Annotated in this window: 14 protein-coding genes; 5 read left to right on the top strand and 9 right to left on the bottom strand. The window is 36.3% G+C overall.

What is annotated here, in order from left to right; translation table 11 throughout:
• Positions 1-561 precede the first annotated feature (561 nt).
• A complete protein-coding gene (locus ANA_RS09085; RefSeq protein ID WP_015079776.1) occupies positions 562-1,341 on the top strand; it encodes an Abi family protein in 780 nt (259 codons plus the stop codon).
• 199 nt (positions 1,342-1,540) lie between these two features.
• Here the strand turns inward: ANA_RS09085 and ANA_RS09080 are convergent, their stop codons facing one another.
• The 3 genes from ANA_RS09080 to ANA_RS25790 form a co-directional block, all read right to left on the bottom strand.
• Complete coding sequence (locus tag ANA_RS09080; protein WP_015079775.1) at positions 1,541-2,668, bottom strand: hypothetical protein; 1,128 nt, start codon at positions 2,666-2,668, stop codon at positions 1,541-1,543.
• Positions 2,669-2,677: 9 nt separating this feature from the next.
• Positions 2,678-3,847, bottom strand: coding sequence for a hypothetical protein (locus ANA_RS09075; RefSeq protein ID WP_015079774.1), 1,170 nt, complete (start codon positions 3,845-3,847; stop codon positions 2,678-2,680).
• A gap of 227 nt (positions 3,848-4,074) precedes the next feature.
• Positions 4,075-4,410, bottom strand: a complete 336-nt coding sequence (locus tag ANA_RS25790; RefSeq protein WP_015079773.1) for a hypothetical protein — start codon at positions 4,408-4,410, stop codon at positions 4,075-4,077.
• A gap of 114 nt (positions 4,411-4,524) precedes the next feature.
• Here ANA_RS25790 and ANA_RS23510 point away from each other — a divergent pair, with 114 nt between their 5' ends.
• Positions 4,525-5,034 carry a hypothetical protein gene (locus tag ANA_RS23510; protein WP_015079772.1) on the top strand — a complete coding sequence of 170 codons (510 nt, stop codon included), beginning with the start codon at positions 4,525-4,527 and terminating at the stop codon, positions 5,032-5,034.
• Positions 5,035-5,081: 47 nt separating this feature from the next.
• On the opposite strand, the gene ANA_RS09065 is transcribed toward ANA_RS23510, so the two are convergent.
• The 3 genes from ANA_RS09065 to ANA_RS09050 all read right to left on the bottom strand — a co-directional run bounded on the left by ANA_RS09065 (position 5,082) and on the right by ANA_RS09050 (position 9,259).
• A complete protein-coding gene (locus ANA_RS09065; RefSeq protein ID WP_015079771.1) occupies positions 5,082-5,396 on the bottom strand; it encodes a hypothetical protein in 315 nt (104 codons plus the stop codon).
• A 57-nt stretch (positions 5,397-5,453) separates the two neighbouring features.
• Positions 5,454-6,950, bottom strand: coding sequence for a pentapeptide repeat-containing protein (locus ANA_RS23505; RefSeq protein WP_200863846.1), 1,497 nt, complete (start codon positions 6,948-6,950; stop codon positions 5,454-5,456).
• A gap of 95 nt (positions 6,951-7,045) precedes the next feature.
• Complete coding sequence (locus ANA_RS09050; RefSeq protein WP_015079769.1) at positions 7,046-9,259, bottom strand: phosphoketolase; 2,214 nt, start codon at positions 9,257-9,259, stop codon at positions 7,046-7,048.
• Positions 9,260-9,567: 308 nt separating this feature from the next.
• Between ANA_RS09050 and ANA_RS09045 the strand changes: the two genes are divergently transcribed.
• Entirely contained in the window at positions 9,568-10,950 is a 1,383-nt protein-coding gene (locus ANA_RS09045) for a cytochrome P450 (protein ID WP_015079768.1), read from the top strand.
• A gap of 280 nt (positions 10,951-11,230) precedes the next feature.
• Positions 11,231-12,919 (top strand): beta-carotene ketolase CrtO, encoded by a 1,689-nt coding sequence (gene crtO / locus ANA_RS09040; RefSeq protein ID WP_015079767.1) that lies wholly within the window; start codon positions 11,231-11,233, stop codon positions 12,917-12,919.
• A 16-nt stretch (positions 12,920-12,935) separates the two neighbouring features.
• On the opposite strand, the gene ANA_RS09035 is transcribed toward crtO, so the two are convergent.
• From ANA_RS09035 to rpaB, 3 genes are all read right to left on the bottom strand, one after another.
• Positions 12,936-13,454: a DUF456 domain-containing protein gene (locus ANA_RS09035; RefSeq protein ID WP_015079766.1), complete on the bottom strand. Its 519-nt coding sequence runs from the start codon at positions 13,452-13,454 to the stop codon at positions 12,936-12,938.
• A gap of 129 nt (positions 13,455-13,583) precedes the next feature.
• Positions 13,584-14,231: a cofactor assembly of complex C subunit B gene (locus ANA_RS09030; RefSeq protein WP_015079765.1), complete on the bottom strand. Its 648-nt coding sequence runs from the start codon at positions 14,229-14,231 to the stop codon at positions 13,584-13,586.
• Positions 14,232-14,393: 162 nt separating this feature from the next.
• Entirely contained in the window at positions 14,394-15,122 is a 729-nt protein-coding gene (rpaB, locus tag ANA_RS09025; RefSeq protein WP_015079764.1) for a response regulator transcription factor RpaB, read from the bottom strand.
• 172 nt (positions 15,123-15,294) lie between these two features.
• Between rpaB and radA the strand changes: the two genes are divergently transcribed.
• Positions 15,295-16,809 (top strand): DNA repair protein RadA, encoded by a 1,515-nt coding sequence (gene radA / locus ANA_RS09020; RefSeq protein WP_015079763.1) that lies wholly within the window; start codon positions 15,295-15,297, stop codon positions 16,807-16,809.
• Positions 16,810-16,868 lie beyond the last annotated feature (59 nt).

Here is a 16,868-nt window from a genome sequence, read left to right as displayed (position 1 = left end):
GCAGCAGCGCTAGTTCCCTCCGGGACGCACTCGCGTTCGCTATCGCCCTAAACATCCCTAGTAATAGTTGAGTGAGATAATGTGAACAGATACAGGGTAAGGTTTTTGGACTGCGAATCGCCCCACTAATTCCCAGTAATAGTTGAGTAAAATAATGTAAACGCCATCAACTCACCCGCACTGGCGGTAGTTTCCCCACGCTTCCAGGCGAAAGAATCACGCTGAGAATTACTGCGTAACATGATCGGTTCTAACATCGCCGCAGCACGGACTACAATTATCCTATAACTTTAAAAGCGGTTATTTAGTTTAATAAAATTCTCGCCCTGGGGTCGGGAACTCTAAATTGTGATCAAGCCTAATTCTCGCTCATTCACGTTTTGAAGGCCGTATCCAACTCTTTGCTCCAAGGAGTACCCAAGGCTCACATATCCATAGTATCTAAGATTTACAGGTTTGTCAAGTCTTTAAAATAAATATTTCAAATTTCCGTAACTCTAAGTTATATACTCATCTTTAACGCATCTGTCTTATGACATAATTAATACTGAAATTTTTAACATGATTAACCCTACTACCTATGATAGTCTTTGCATAGTTTTTTCTGAATCACACCTTTCAACGTATTTGAATGCGACCAATGAAGATAAGCTAGAAGCATTGAAACTATATACACTGAATATGAGTTTATCAGAATCTCTATATTCATTCCTCTGCGTATTTGAAATAGCTTTACGAAATCGTATTAGTAATGTAGTTGTTAAAGAATTTGGGGATAATTGGTTTGAGGAAAAAGCAGGTAAGTGGTTAAATGGAAAAGCTGCAACGGAATGGCACGACAAAAATGGTAATACTCAAAGAGCAAGATTATTAAAACAGATAGACACAGCAAAGGAAGAAATTAACAAGCAGAATAAAAAAATTAATAACCCAATGTACCATAAAATAGTTACATCAGATACTTTAACTCCAGAGCTAAACTTCGGGTTTTGGACAGAAATTATGGGATCTGACTATGACAGAATTATATGGCATATTGTTTCTCCTCGTTATATTCATGAAGTTTTTCCAAATGCTCCTGAAAAACACAATTTTATGCGCGACATGAAACGAATAAGAAGAATTTTAAACGAAATAAGGATTATACGTAACCGTGTATTTCATCATGAACCTGTTTTTAATACTAGAAACTTATCATTTGATGAATTACTGACAACCTACGAAAATGCTAAGAAATTACTAGGTTGGTTAAGTGAAGACGCTTTATGTTTTTTTGAAGAAAATAATCAATTTGAGAAATTGGTAAATTCAATACCATCTAGCATGAGATCACTATCATAATATAATACCCCCATCCAATCAAACATTCAAATGGGAGTAATATCTCTTAATGCACCAACACGATCACAGCGAACTGCTTGCAGCAGCGCTAGTTCCCTCCGGGACGCTTCGCGAACGCTATCGCTCTACTAATCCCTAGTAATGGTTGAGTGAGATGATGTGAACAGATACTGTACTTACTAATTTAAACCTACAAAATCTAAATACTTATTTCTTCGTAATTTAAAATTATTTTAATGACAATATTTTCAAATTCTTTATTAATTTCTGCAATTTTTGGTAAATCCTTCTCTGGCAATTTTCTAAACTTATGAACTATTAAACTTCTAACAGCGTACAAAGCTAAAGCCAAGCTATCTTTTTTCTCACTATTAAATGCTACAAGTAAGTCATTACAATAAAGAAGTAGATTGGTTTTAGTATTTCCATCAAAATGTTTTTCTAAAGTAGCTATTAATTTAGATATTCTTTCTTTTTCACTAGAAATAGATGCTATTGATTCCTTAAGTTCATATATATTTTTATCTGTATTGTTCTGGAAATTATTGATTATATCTGAAAAACTTTTTTCAAAAATTATCTCTATAATTAGTTCAATTACTTGGTAAAGAAGATAAAACCGAACCAAAGGATGTTCCTCTGTTTTTAACAAACTTTTGAAAAGTCTATGTAGATAAACTTCTCCTTGTAAATAGGATGAATTTCTCTGAAGTATCAATCTAGTATCACCAGGAGATTGAAAATTAGCTCTACTATTAATTTCTTTAAAATTATCAATAGGTTGACAGTAGTAATAACTATATGAATATAAAGAAGTAAGGTAATTATCAATATGAAAATTATCAAGTTTTTGAATTTGAGTATTAGATAAAACTAATATTATTATATCATCTCCGTAAAATTCTGTTAATCTATAACTGTCTATAGTTTGGAGATATGGAGTAAAAGTTTCGTACTGTTCTCGATTTATTAGTAATTTGAGAAATGCAACATACGCATATTTTAAAAAATGAGAATTACTTACATATTTATGTTCATTAGATACAAGAGATTGAATAGGAAACATCCAACCAACTCTCTCATTAATGTCTTTTTCATAAGCCTGAAAAATGTTATTTTCACTATTTAAAATCCATGACTTAAATATGAACAATGAGTAATCTTCAGGTTTATAATCATTGTATGCAGTTAAAACATAATCAATATAGACCTTAGTGCCACTTGAATCAGAAAGCTCAAAGTGATATTCATCATCATTAAAAGTTGATGTAACTTCTGTTAACAAATATGTTGTATTTGAAACTTCATCTATAATTTTGAGAGACATATAAAAACTTTACTCATTTAATTTGTATCTTTTGTAACTAGATTCTATTGATTCATCTATTAATAAAAATGAGTCACTTGCAGAGCTAAATAATTCTCTAAACAAGTAATAAAAATACATTCTTTGAGAGTTGCCTATTTTTTTGGCAGTTTTACTGATTTCATCTAATTTTCTAATTAACTCGTCAAGAAAGTTGTAGTCATCTTTGCTAGGTTTAATATCTGCAATACCTCTATTTATATCATCAAATGAATTAATGAGATTTTTATCTTTCAAAAAACCTACGGCAGCACCAAAACCTGTCATTACTTGTGATTTAGAAAATATTTTATCTACGCTAGAACCAAACGGCTTACCCGATAATATAATTTCTTCATTATTAAAATTCCAATCACCTGCTAATTCATGTATTTTTTTAACCAAATTATTATATGTTATGAGGTAATTTTGAAATAGATCATTATCTTGATTTTCTAGAGCAAGCTTTTCTAAACTTTTTATACTTTCAAGCAAGTCTCTTCTATCCAAACTAGACTCGTCCCTAAGAATATAAGAAGTGAAACCATCTATTACATCATTAAATCTGTATTCGCCAATTTGATGCGGAGTTTCTTCCTCAACTTCTCTAAGTAATCTTATTCCTCCAGGAATATTTTCATCGAGATAATTTGAATAAAGTATTTCTATTTGATGCCTCACCGACATAGGTGATTGACCCGTATTAAGTGTCAGCATTCTGTACAATATACCTATTTTGTTAAGACCTAAATAAATTTCAAATCTTAACTTATGATCATAAAAATTTCTTTTATTTTCATCATTTTCAAAGTCCAACTCTTTTTCTACATCGAGTAAAGTGTATGTTCTTTGTAATCCATCAATAATGATTAATTTATTTTTATGGTTATTTATATAATTGAGAGATTCATTATCATCTTCATAATTAATTTCTATATTTTCATTACCGAGTGCTAAAACTAGGGGAGGTATAGTACATCCTACTTTCAAATCTTTCTTGAGTAGGTTATATATTGACGAATATGATCTTAATCTTTTTCTTTGTAAAGGATTATTTTGAAGAATAATTTTAGCTATTTCTAAATATTCAGAAATAGAAATTTCTGTCAGAATATTGTATGCTTTTATTCTCTTATCGAAGATTTGAGAAAGTATTTTCATGAAAATTAACAGCAATAAATTTTATAGTCTTATAATAGTCTTAAATTAATGGATCAAGACAAAACTAAATGTAAAGAAAAATAAAGTAAAATTCTTTACCATATACTCAACCGCAAATGTACACTCTAAAAATATAAGATATTGCGTACATCTGCGGTTAAAAATCCTTAATGCACCAACTCAATAGCCCCCCATCCAATCAAACATTCAAATGGGGGTAATAGCTCTTAATGCACCAACACGATCACAGCGAACTGCTTGCAGCAGCGCTTCGCTATCGCCCTAAACATCCCTAGTAACGCTTGAGTGAGATAACGTAAACAGATACAGGGTAAGGTTTTCAGACTGCGAACTGCTTGCAGCAGTGCTTCGCTATCGCTCCAGTAATCCCTAGTAATGGTTGAGTGAGATAATGTGAACAGATACAGGGTAAGCTTTTCAGGTGCGATCGCTCCACTAATCCCCAGCAATGGTTGAGTGAGATAATGTGAACAGATACAGGGTTTTTGGGTTGTAATAAGTGCGTTATTAATGGTGGGTATTGTTGGGTTTTCTTGTGTCAACCTAACCTACTTGCTAGATGAGCAGTATCAAAAGTAAATTTATTTTGCAAAATTAACTATCAGTAATTATAATTAAATTTATTATGTTTTCTTAAAAACAAGAAATCAACGAGCATGAAAAAATTTTTTTGTTCTGTTTTCATTGTAGTGCTACTATGTAGTTGCAAAGGCTCTGGTAAACTTGCAGGTCAGGTAACAAAAGTTGTAGTAGCAGGTGTAGCTAGTGCTGTAAGTGAATCTTTGGTAAAAACTGGAAGTGAAGCTATTGCTAAGTCATTTAGTAACCAAAACAAACTATCAAAGCAACAGGCTTTATGGAAAGCAGCTAATGAGATAAATAAGTTTACACCAGTACAAATAGATCAAGAAACCATGCTGAATAACGTTGGTGTAGAGGGTGATAAATTAGTTTATAACTATCAATTGATTAACTATTCATCTTTTCAATTAGATGGATCAAAATTTGCTTATGCTCTGTTGCCAAATGTGCAAAATTCTCTCTGTAGCACTCCAGAGACAAAACTTGCTTTGCAAAAAGGCGTATCATTTGCCTTTTGTTATTTCGGTAATGATAGTAGATTTATAACCAAGTTTATTATAGATCCAGCAGACTGTGGTTATTAAATTAGTATGTCTATCAGCTAGACACAGCCTTCTGAATGAAGTAGTTTTTATTCTTCGGGATAAAGTAACCAATATTCTTCAATAGATATTTTCCTATAATCTTCTGGATCATTATCTCTGAAAAATAAATCCAACGCTTTTTCAGTAATTTTCCCACTTTCTACTGGTTTTACTAAAACCTTATCTTGATAGTAGCCGATTATCATAACATGAAGAAGTAGGTTTTGAAGTACGGTGTCTCCCAACCTAAATTTTTGACCAGACTCAATAAGATCAGGGATTGTACCAAGTCTAAATAAAACGTGGGGATCTTGGTTTTTATTTACTGGAGCTAATGGTAGTGGTAAATATACATCTATCATGTTTTTATTCCTGTGAACTCTGTATATTTACATATTAACTACTATTTATTAATTTAGCTATATAGAATTAAAAATTTCCAGATATGTTCTTAATCCACCACTATAAAGAAGTTCTGTTATTGGAACTGAAGTTCTATCATTTTCTAAATAAATCATATTTGTTGGTAAGAAACCAGCAAATACAAGATTAAAGTCTGCTTGGTCATCCCTTATCGGTTCGGTAATTAAAACACAGGCTAATACAGCATTATTTTGTAGTTCGTCTTTGCTGATAAACCATCTCGCAGTATCAATTCTACTGCTATGAGTTGCCTTTACTTGAATGCCTATATTTGAATTATAGGTAATCAAATCAACTTTACCATCTCCACCAGGTAATACATTATAATTGACTGACCTAACTAAATCACCCAAGCAGCTTTTTACAACTTCTTCACCTAACTTACCTTTCATTGTATTGATAAAAATTAGTTTGGGATCTTCATTTCTATATTTAGCAACCATTTTCCAGCAAAAATCACGTACTTCGTCCCGTTTCTTACCATAAATTTTAGTGATTTCGCTGTGCCTTCCTTCTGTAGGACAATAAAGCAACTCATTAGATTTTAATCTGTTAATGAAATCAGATTGTAAAAATTTTAAGGGTATTGTCCAATCTAATTGGGATAGATTATTAATTGGTGCATTAATCAGTATTGTTCCTTGAAGGTTAGCACCAATTAGATTGGCATCTTTCAAGTCTGCTCCTTCTAAATTGGCATTGGATAAATTAGCATTGGATAAATTAGCTAATATTAGCTTTGCATTAGTTAGGTTAGAATCACTTAAATTACTGTATGAAAGATTTACTAAACTTAAATCTGCCATTTCTAAATTAACATTAGTTAAATTTGCACCTGTTAAATTAGTTATTATGTTATCAGGATCATAATCATAACATAAACTCTTGAGAATAGCACCACTTAAGTCAGCATTTTTTAAATTTGCACCAGCCAAATTAGCACCGCTAAGGTTAGCACATCTTAAATTTGCATTTTCCAAATTGCTATTTTCTAAATTAGCCCAACTCAGATTAGCACATTTTAAGTTAGCTCCTATTAGATTAGCATCTATTAAATTAGAATTCCATAAATAAGCACCAGTTAAATTTACAGCTACTAAATTAGCAGATATTAAGTTAGTACCACTAAGATGAGCATTTGTTAAGTTAGTGTTATTTAAGTTTGCATGATTTAGGTGAGCAGAATCTAAATTAGCAGCAACTAAATTTGCCTGACTCAGATCAGCATAATTCAATTTAGCACTAAATAAATTGCTTTGAATCAGAACTGATCCATGTAGTTTAGCGTGATTAAGTTTAGCAAAACTGAGATTAGCAAAAATGCAATTTGTGTTAGTCATATCAGCTTCAATAAGATTTGCACAACGCAAATTTGCATTCATCAGATTTGCATCTCGCAATTTAGCTTTAATAAGATTTGCACGGCGTAATTTAGCGTTGTTAAAATCTCTATTTCCTGATGCGTAACTTTTTATAAGTTCGTATTCGTTCATATTTTTAATAATTGACTTTAATTGTTTCCATCCTAACAATAAAATTTTTAACATTCCCCACCCAAGTAAAAACTTAGATGGGGTATAGCATTATCTTAATGCACCAACTCAATAGCCCGCTTAGTCAACGCCTCCGCAGTCAAGCCATTAAAAGCCATCAACTCACCCGCACTGGCCGTAGTTTCCCCACGCTTCCAGGCAAAAGAATCACGCTGAGAATTACTGCGTAACATGATAGGTTCTAACATCGCCGCAGCGCCACCTGTCACACCAATTAAGGCATCTCCACCAAACAATTGCTCAAAATCCGCATCACTTAAAAAACCGTTATCAGGTTCAGAACAAGTATCCCAAGCAGTATCATGAGGACGATATAAACGACGAGGATTGATAATAGAAACAATCTTCACACCAATACCTTCAGTTTCTAAAAAAGCCGCCGCTTCAAACACAGGAATTAAAGTCAAATCGCCAATTACAGCAAATACAACAGTCTTGCCACCAGCCACTTCATGTAATAACACCGCACCATCAATTAAGCCTTTTTCAGTTTGGGCAAAGGTGCTACGAATTGGCAAAGGAGACTTACTAGCAGTAATGACAATGCCCTTATTTTTTGTTTGCAAAGCCCAGTCATAACAGACTTGAATACTGTTAGCATCTGGGGGAAATAATGGGAAGACATTTCCGGTTCTCATCAAAGAAGCAAAATAGGCTTCAATTTCTGGTCTTTGGTGAGTCCAACCGTTGCGTCCTTGTTCTAAAGCCCCCGCTGTAAATAATGTAATTGTTGAGGGTGTTTTGCGGCGTAATTCTGCCATTGCTTGGGTGACAGTTTGCCAAATTGGTAAACCATTGATAGCAAAAGATTCATAAGAACACCATAAAGTTCTCGCCCCCATTAAGGATAAACCAGCCGCTAAACCAGCACAAGCATCTTCGCTCAAAGGTTCGTAAACTTGCCCAGATGGGGCTTGATGATAGGTGTCATCGGTAGTGGGGTGAATGATTTTTAATGCCTCATTAATATTACCAATTCCTGAAGCGGCGTTACCATCGGCGTTAGTCACAAGGAAGTTTTTATCTTTATTTCCTACTACTCCCACCAGCTTACCCATGACAGTTGTAGAAACTTTTGGTTCTCCACCAATTGCATATTCTACTAATGGTAATTCGCCAATTTCTGCTAAGGGTAATTCAAATTCTGTGACTACTGTTTTCGCAGCCGGTCCACCCCCTGCTCGTTCCGCATTTGTACGGACAGTTTGCCATGCTTCGGCACATAAAGCCCGTTTTTGTAAAGCAGTGACAATATGAGGCGCGTCTAATGTGTCTTTAGGATACAAGTTATGGGATTTTGCACCTAAATCATGAACCCCTGCCCCTTTGAGTTGTTTGATAATAAATACGGTCAATTTTCCGCTAAGTGCTGACCGAGCAGCTTTATCTATACCTACTAATACAGCTTTAGTAAATTCTAGGCGGTTTGCAAAGGAAAATACTGTACTATCTACGTATTCACCGCTTTGATTTTGATCATCAAAATCTTTAGCATTTACTAACACGACTTCGTTAAAACCGTTACCTTTCCAGTAAGCGATCATTTCATCGTTGGTTTTTAAAGATACCATGCTATGATGTTCTTGGCTGTAACCATTCCACACTAATATGGGCAAGAAGTTGGTAACAGTGGGGTAAGCGGTGTTAAAATGTGCCATTGCACTCATGATATAGGGTTCACCCAGTCCCCCGTCTCCCAGGGTGAAGGGGAAGAGTTTATCACGGTGCAACAGGGCTGCGGCCATAGCGAAATGTTGTCCTTGTCCCAGGGGTCCAGCCGGTGCGAGAATACCGGGAATGTAGCCGGAAAGGTGTCCTAATAATCCATGCTTTTCTCGAAAGCGATCGCGCAATTGTTGTACTGTAGAAATGCCCATGTCTTCTAAGGAACGGTCTAGGAACATGGCACTATAGAAACCGGGGGCGTGATGTCCCACTTCCGTGATAATGTTTTTATGTCCCAGCATGACCAAAGCTGCATAAGCCTCCGCTTGGCTGGCAAAACCGCCGGGATGGCCAGAAGCCTTACTAGCAGTGATTTGTAGGGTTAGATAGCGTAGGGCATCAGCCGCGAGTAAGGTTTGATATACTGCATTTGCATCTGTGGGGGAGGCGATCGCCCTCTTGCCCGATTCTATCACGGGAGTTGCCCCATAAGTTTCAAAATCTGGCAATGCTTCCCCAAAATATTGTATCCCTTCACAAAAATTTGGAACTGCGGAAGCTGCTTTTGATGTAACTACTGTCATGCTGAGTACCTTAATAAAATCGGAAAACTAGAGATTCTCGTTTAATGTAACCAAGATTTTACATCTTTGAGGATCTAATAGTTAATTGCTTTTTCGCAATATCACCATAAGTAGGTTAAATACTCATCTCACATGATTACTTGTTTTTCCTTTCATGTCATTAAATCAGTATACGTAGGGGTTTAGCAGTGCTAAACCCCTACACATCTAGTTTTTTTGATAATCTTGTGAAAATTCAAATCTCAAGGGTTTATAGTTGAAGTTGAGTTATTGTGTAATTAATTGTGTAATCAAAATAGGAGAAAATTATGCAACTACTACCAGGACCAAAAGTATCAGCTACTATTCAAGTTTTAAACTGGATATTCAGACCCATGAGTTATTTGACAGAATGTGCCAAGACTTATGGTGATTTATTCACTTTAAAATTGCAAAGTAATTTACCACCAATGTTATTTGTTCATTCTCCTGAAGCAATGCAGCAGGTGTTAAGTAATGATCAAAAAGACTTGGAAGCACCAGGAGATTTAAACAGTATTTTTCAATATTTACTGGGCAAAAATTCTGTCATTAGTCTTAGTGGTAAAGCACATCAACGTCAACGTCAATTAATTATGCCTCCTTTTCACGGGGAAAGAATGCGAACTTATGCAGAATTAATTGAGAATATTACCACAAAAGTTTTTAATCAACAACCAAAAAATCAATCTTTTAATATTAGGAACATTACCCAAGATATCACTCTTCAGGTAATGATGGAAGCTGTTTTTGGCATTTATGAAGGAGAACGAGCAGAAAAACTTAAACATTTACTTTGTGAAATTTTAGAACAGGGTAGCAGTCCTTGGAGAGTTGCTTTTCTCTATCTTCCCAAATTGAAAGAAATCATAGGAATTTCTGAAATTTGGAAAAGACAAATGAAGAAACAGGAAAAAGCTGATCAACTCATTTATCAGGAAATTCAAGAAAGAAGAGAAAATTTTGATCCTAATCGCACAGATATTCTTAATTTACTTATGTCTGCTCAAGATGAAAACGGTCAACCTATGACTGATGCAGAATTAAGAGATGAATTGATGACTTTATTAGTCGCAGGTCATGAAACTACAGCCACAGCTATTTCTTGGGCTTTTTACTGGATTCATAAACTCCCGGAAGTTCGAGAAAAGCTATTAGTCAAATTGGATAGTTTAGGAGAAAATCCTGATTCTAATACTATCTTTAAATTGCCATATTTAACTGCTGTCTGTAATGAAACATTAAGGATTTATCCCATAGCAATGCTAACTTTTCCCAGAAAAGTAAAAACACCTATTTCTCTTTGTGGTTATCAACTTGAAGCAGGTACAATTATTATGGGTTCAATTTATTTAACTCATCAACGGGAAGATATTTATCCTCAACCTGAAAAATTCAACCCAGAACGCTTTTTAGAAAAACAGTTTTCTCCCTATGAATTTCTACCTTTTGGTGGTGGTGCAAGACGTTGTATCGGTTTAGCATTTGCCCAAATGGAAATGAAATTAATATTAGCTAAAGTTCTGAAAATATGGTCAATGAAATTAGTGAATACCGATGAAATTAAACCACAAAGACGGGGTTTAGTTACAGGTCCAAATGGTCCCATAAATTTAGAAATTCAGAATCTTCGTCAACCAGAATCTGTAAATTTAGAAACAGTCACAGTTTAACAGCAATAATTTCTCAAACAAGATCCCTGATTTATTGAATAAATTGGGGATCTATAGTAATCCTAAATAAGACGTATTTGTATAACCTGCCGTAAACATACATCTCTTCCTTCTCTACCTCTGCGCTCTCTGTGCCTCTGTGGTTCGTTCTCCGACAACAACTCAAATAGGATGGCTATATTATTGTAACTAATCTCCACTAAAATTTTACCTAATTTACTTGCAATTTGCCGTAAATATTAATAATATAAAAAAGCCAGGTTTCTATGTCATAAGAGATATGCAAGAATACGACGTTATCATCATCGGTGCTGGACACAACGGTTTAGTTTGTGCAGCTTATTTACTCAAAGCAGGTTATAGCGTCCTTCTACTAGAAAAACGTCCTGTTCCCGGTGGTGCAGCCACAACAGAAGAATGTATCCCAGACAAAGCACCAGGTTTTAAATTTAACTTGTGTGCCATTGACCATGAATTTATTCATTTGGGTCCAGTAGTAGAAGAATTAGAACTGACAAAATATGGCTTAGAATATCTAGATTGTGACCCAGTTGTATTTTGTCCTCACCCCGACGGTAAATATTTTTTAGCTCATAAATCCTTAGAAAAGACCTGTGCAGAAATTGCTCGTTATAATGAAAGAGATGCTAAAAAATATGCCGAGTTTACAAATTATTGGCAACGGGCAATTAACGCCATGATTCCCATGTTTAATGCCCCACCCAAATCAATTATAGATATTTTTGGTAACTACAATCTGCAACAAGTTAAAGATTTATTTTCTGTAGTTGGTTCTCCCGCCAAAAGTTTTGATTTTGTGCGAACAATGTTAAACAGCGCCGAAGATATTCTTAATGAATGGTTTGATGAAGAATTTCTCAAAGCCCCCCTATCTAGATTAGCATCAGAATTAGGTGCGCCACCTTCTCAAAAAAATCTGGCAATTGGGGTGATGATGATGGCTATGCGTCATAATCCTGGAATGGCTAGACCTCGCGGCGGTACAGGTGCATTGGTGCAAGCTTTGGTGAAATTAGTTAAGAGTAAAGGTGGGGTAATTCTCACAGACCAGCACGTAGAAAAGATTTTAATTGATGATGGTAAAGCGGTAGGAGTTAGGGTAGCAGGTGGTAAAGAATATCGAGCAAAACAGGGAGTAATTTCTAATATTGATGCTCAAAGATTATTCTTACAAATGACAGAAAAAAGTGATATTGATGCCGTTGATCCTGATTTGTGGGAAAGGTTAGAACGACGGATTATCAATAACAATGAAACCATTCTGAAAATAGATTTAGCATTAGATGAACCTTTGCATTTTTCTCATCATGATCATAAAGATGAATATCTCATTGGTTCAATTCTCATTGCTGATTCCATGAATCATGTAGAACAGGCTCATAATAAATGTACAATTGGCGAAATTCCCGATTCTGACCCCTCCATGTATCTCGTCATGCCTAGCGCTCTTGACCCTAGTTTAGCACCACCTGGTAAACATACTTTATGGATTGAATTTTTTGCTCCTTATCAAATTGCTAATGCAAAAGGTACAGGTTTAAAAGGGACAGGTTGGACTGATGAATTGAAAAACAAAGTTGCAGATAGAGTAATTGACAAATTAGCAACTTACGCCCCCAATGTGAAGAAAGCAACTATCGCTAGAAGAGTAGAAAGTCCGGCAGAATTAGGAGAAAGATTAGGGGCATACAAAGGGAATTATTATCATATTGATATGACAATGGATCAAATGATCTTTTTCCGACCTTTACCCGAATTAGCTAATTATAAAACCCCCATTGATAATCTCTTTTTAACAGGTGCAGGAACACATCCAGGTGGCTCAATTTCCGGTATGCCAGGACGCAATTGTGCGAGGGTATTTTTGCAGAATAAGCAACCTTTTAGTCAGGCTTTAAAGGATGCTAGAAATTCAATTAAGTCTACAGTTAATTCGGTATTTGGATAGACGGTTTTTATCCAGGTTAACTACCATATACCTGCGGCCAAGTTGTCAACAAAAATACTACAACCGCGCTGATAGCTAAGACACCTTGAATCAAATTCCCCACCACTGTACCGACAGTAATTCCTATACCAGCTTTTACCGCAGGCCATAATTGACGTTGATAAAGAAACTCACCAACAATTGCTCCTAACAGTGGTCCAAATAAAATCCCTAATAATGGACCACCAAAAGGTAAAGCTGGTAATAATCCAAAAAACCCCAGTAATAAACCCACGAATGCGCCAATTTGTCCCCACTTACTCGCACCGGCTTGTTTTGCTCCGATATAACCAGCAAGGAAATCAACTCCTGTACTCAGAAGTAAAACAATGATTGTCACAATCAGGGGAATTTTGATAGCTGCAAAGGAATTACTGACAATTCCCCAAATAATAATAGATATTAAAATTAAGCTGCTTCCAGGGATAGCTGGAACTACAGCACCAATAATCCCTACGAACATCACAGCCACTAAGAGTAAATAAATAATTTGCATAATTCATAATTTATAACTTTTAGAATCTCGTTAATCTCGTTCCCAGTCTCCGACTGGGAATGTTCATCACGCGGCTCTGCCGCTAGTAACGGGAGGCAGAGCCTCAAAGTTAGCATTCCTAGCCAGAGTCTAGGAACGAGAATGACCAAGAGTAACAGCTAATTTATCAGCAATTCCCGCAATCCAGTTTTCATCTTGTTTAGTGTAACTGCGGGGAGCATTTGCTGCTAAAATTAAAACCCCTTCTTGACCAATTGGTTGACAAATTACACCTTGTGTGTTTTCTGGTAAATAGTCAAATTCGATTTTACCAGGATAGACATACAAAGCCACTAAATAAATTGGCTTTTGTGTTTCTAATACTTTTTTTAAAATTATTCCTGGTACTACTTCCGATTTAGCAGCCAGAATACCGCGACGTAATAAAACTTTACCTTGATAATAAACTATGAGCGATCGCGTCACTGTATTAGTTAATAATAACCGCGTTGCCCAGGCTAATTCTATTTTCGCGGCTTCTGGTAATTCTGGATCTAAGAAAAATCCCTCTTCCCCAATTAATTCTACTGTCTCCGGTGTGCGCGGCTGTACCTGTTGCCAAATTAAACCAGTTAAAATCAATACCGCACTCAAAATTACCCCCAGCACATCTCCTCGTGCTTGGGAATTTGTCAGTTCCGGTGTTAACAACCGATTCATTAACAAAAGCACAGCACCTAAACCCCCAACAACTAAGGGTAAACGCCGTAAAACTCGATTAGGATCTGATTTGGTCATTAGGAATAGGAGTCAGGAGTCAGGAGTGAGGAGTCAGGAGTCACCGAGTCAGGAGTCAGGAGTCAGGAGTCAGGAGGAGGAAGAAGAAGAAGAAGAAGAACTATAATATTCCCCAATTACCAATCACCAATTACCAATCACCAATCACCAATCACCAATACTTTACTCTTCCCCTGGTTCTAATATGCGTTGGAACAGATAACCAGTACCTCTAGCGGTGAGAATTAGTTCAGGGTTGCTGGGATCATCTTCTAATTTTGCCCGTAAACGAGAGATATGTACATCCACAACGCGAGTATCTACATGGCGTTCAGGAGTATATCCCCATACTTCCTGCAAAATTTCTGAGCGGGAAAAAGCTTCACCAGAACGACTGACTAACAATTCTAATAAGCTAAATTCCATACCGGTTAAGCGAATGCGCTCATCACCCTTATAAACTTGACGCTTATTTGTATCAATTTTGATGGTGCTGACATGAATCACCCCAGAACTAGGAATACCATTTGCACCTGTTTTGTCCACCCGTCGCAAGACTGAACGAATCCGTGCTTCTAGTTCTTTGGGTGAAAAGGGTTTAACGACATAATCATCCGCACCCAATTCTAAGCCGGTGATGCGATCTGCCACATCTCCCAAAGCGGTGAGCATAATAATGGGGACATCGGATTCTTTGCGTAATTCTTGACAAACGCCATAACCATCTAGTTTTGGCATCATTACGTCTAAAACTACTAGGTCTGGTTCAGCTTTGCGAAATATTTCTAAAGCTTCCTCACCATCTCCTGCTGTCACTACATCGTAGCCAATCATGGAAAGGCGTGTTTCCAAAATCCGCCGAATGCTGGCTTCGTCGTCTACTACCAGGATTTTTTCTTTATGACTTTCCAAGTTTTGTCATGCTCCTTAACTAAAATTTTTGATGATTAATTTTAAATATCATAATATTAAGATATCATTGCTCTCAATTGATTTGGAAAGAGCTTCCAACTATTACTATTATTAGATGTTCGTTTTTTCCAAAATTTAAGGAAAAATTAAGATTATTAACTAAAATTTAAGCATGGCAAAGCCAAAAACCATTTATATCTGTAGTAGTTGTGCAGCGGAATTCTCTCAATGGTTCGGAAAATGTTCAAATTGTGACACTTACGATTCTTTAGTTGAGCAAAATATTAGTTCTTTTATCGGGGATATACCTAGCCGGTCTGGAGTGGGAAATTGGCAAGCTGGAGGTCATAGTAAGTCTCATAATAAACCAGCTAAAGCCAGATCTTCTCTGACTTTTGACCAAATTAGCGATCGCCAAATTGCTCGTTGGGAGTCCGGTTATGGGGAATTAGATCGAGTTTTAGGTGGTGGAATTGTTCCCGGTTCGATGGTGCTAATTGGTGGTGATCCTGGTATCGGTAAATCAACTTTACTACTGCAAGTTTCTAACCAATTGGCGCAAAAATACCGAATTCTCTATGTGACTGGAGAAGAATCTGGACAACAGGTAAAATTGCGTGCTTCTCGTTTGGGAATGTCAAAACCACCTACGCTAGTCACGGAAGATCCTGAAAACAAAGATCCGGAAAAACCGATAGATCCTGACAGTATAGGTGCAAATTTGTATGTTTTGCCAGAAACGGATTTAGAAGAAATTCTGAGGGAGATAGATTCTCTAAAACCAAATGTAGCGGTAATAGATAGTATCCAAACAGTGTTTTTTCCTGCTTTGACATCAGCACCGGGTTCAGTTGCTCAAGTCAGGGAATGTACCGCAGCTTTGATGAAGGTGGCAAAACATGAAGATATTACGATGTTAATTGTGGGTCATGTTACCAAAGAAGGAGCGATCGCCGGTCCCAAAGTATTAGAACATTTAGTAGATACCGTATTATATTTTGAAGGCGATCGCTTTGCTTCCCACAGATTATTAAGAACTGTAAAAAACCGTTTCGGAGCAACCCACGAAATTGGTATATTTGAAATGGTATCCCAAGGATTAAAGGAAGTTGATAACCCTTCCGAACTGTTTTTGGGCAATCGTGATGATCCGGCTCCGGGTACGGCTATTGTGGTAGCTTGTGAAGGAACAAGACCAATAGTTGTGGAATTACAGGCTTTAGTCAGTCCTACCAGTTACCCATCTCCTCGTCGGGCGGGTACAGGCATAGATTATAATCGCTTAGTGCAGATTCTCGCCGTCTTAGAAAAGCGTGTAGGGATACCTATGTCCAAATTAGATTCTTACGTTGCTTCTGCGGGGGGATTAAATGTAGAAGAACCAGCGGTAGACTTAGGAATTGCAGTAGCGATAGTTGCCAGTTTCCGCGATCGAATCGTTGATCCTGGTACAGTCTTAATTGGGGAAGTAGGGTTAGGGGGACAAGTGCGGTCGGTTTCCCAAATGGAACTACGCTTAAAAGAAGCCGCGAAACTAGGATTTAAAAGAGCCATAGTTCCTAAAGGGACAAAATTCCCTGAGATTGGGATTGAGATACTACCAGTAGGTAAAGTCATAGATGCAATTATTGCGGCTGTTCCTCATCAAGAATTGACAGAAGAAGATTTAGAACCTGATGAGGATTAATAATCAAAGGCTAGGATTTAGTAGTTCAAAATAATACAATTGTTGGATACCCCTTTCCA

It is taken from the genome of Anabaena sp. 90 (assembly GCF_000312705.1).
GTDB lineage: Bacteria > Cyanobacteriota > Cyanobacteriia > Cyanobacteriales > Nostocaceae > Dolichospermum > Dolichospermum lemmermannii.
This window is presented reverse-complemented; position numbering and strand designations above follow the sequence as displayed.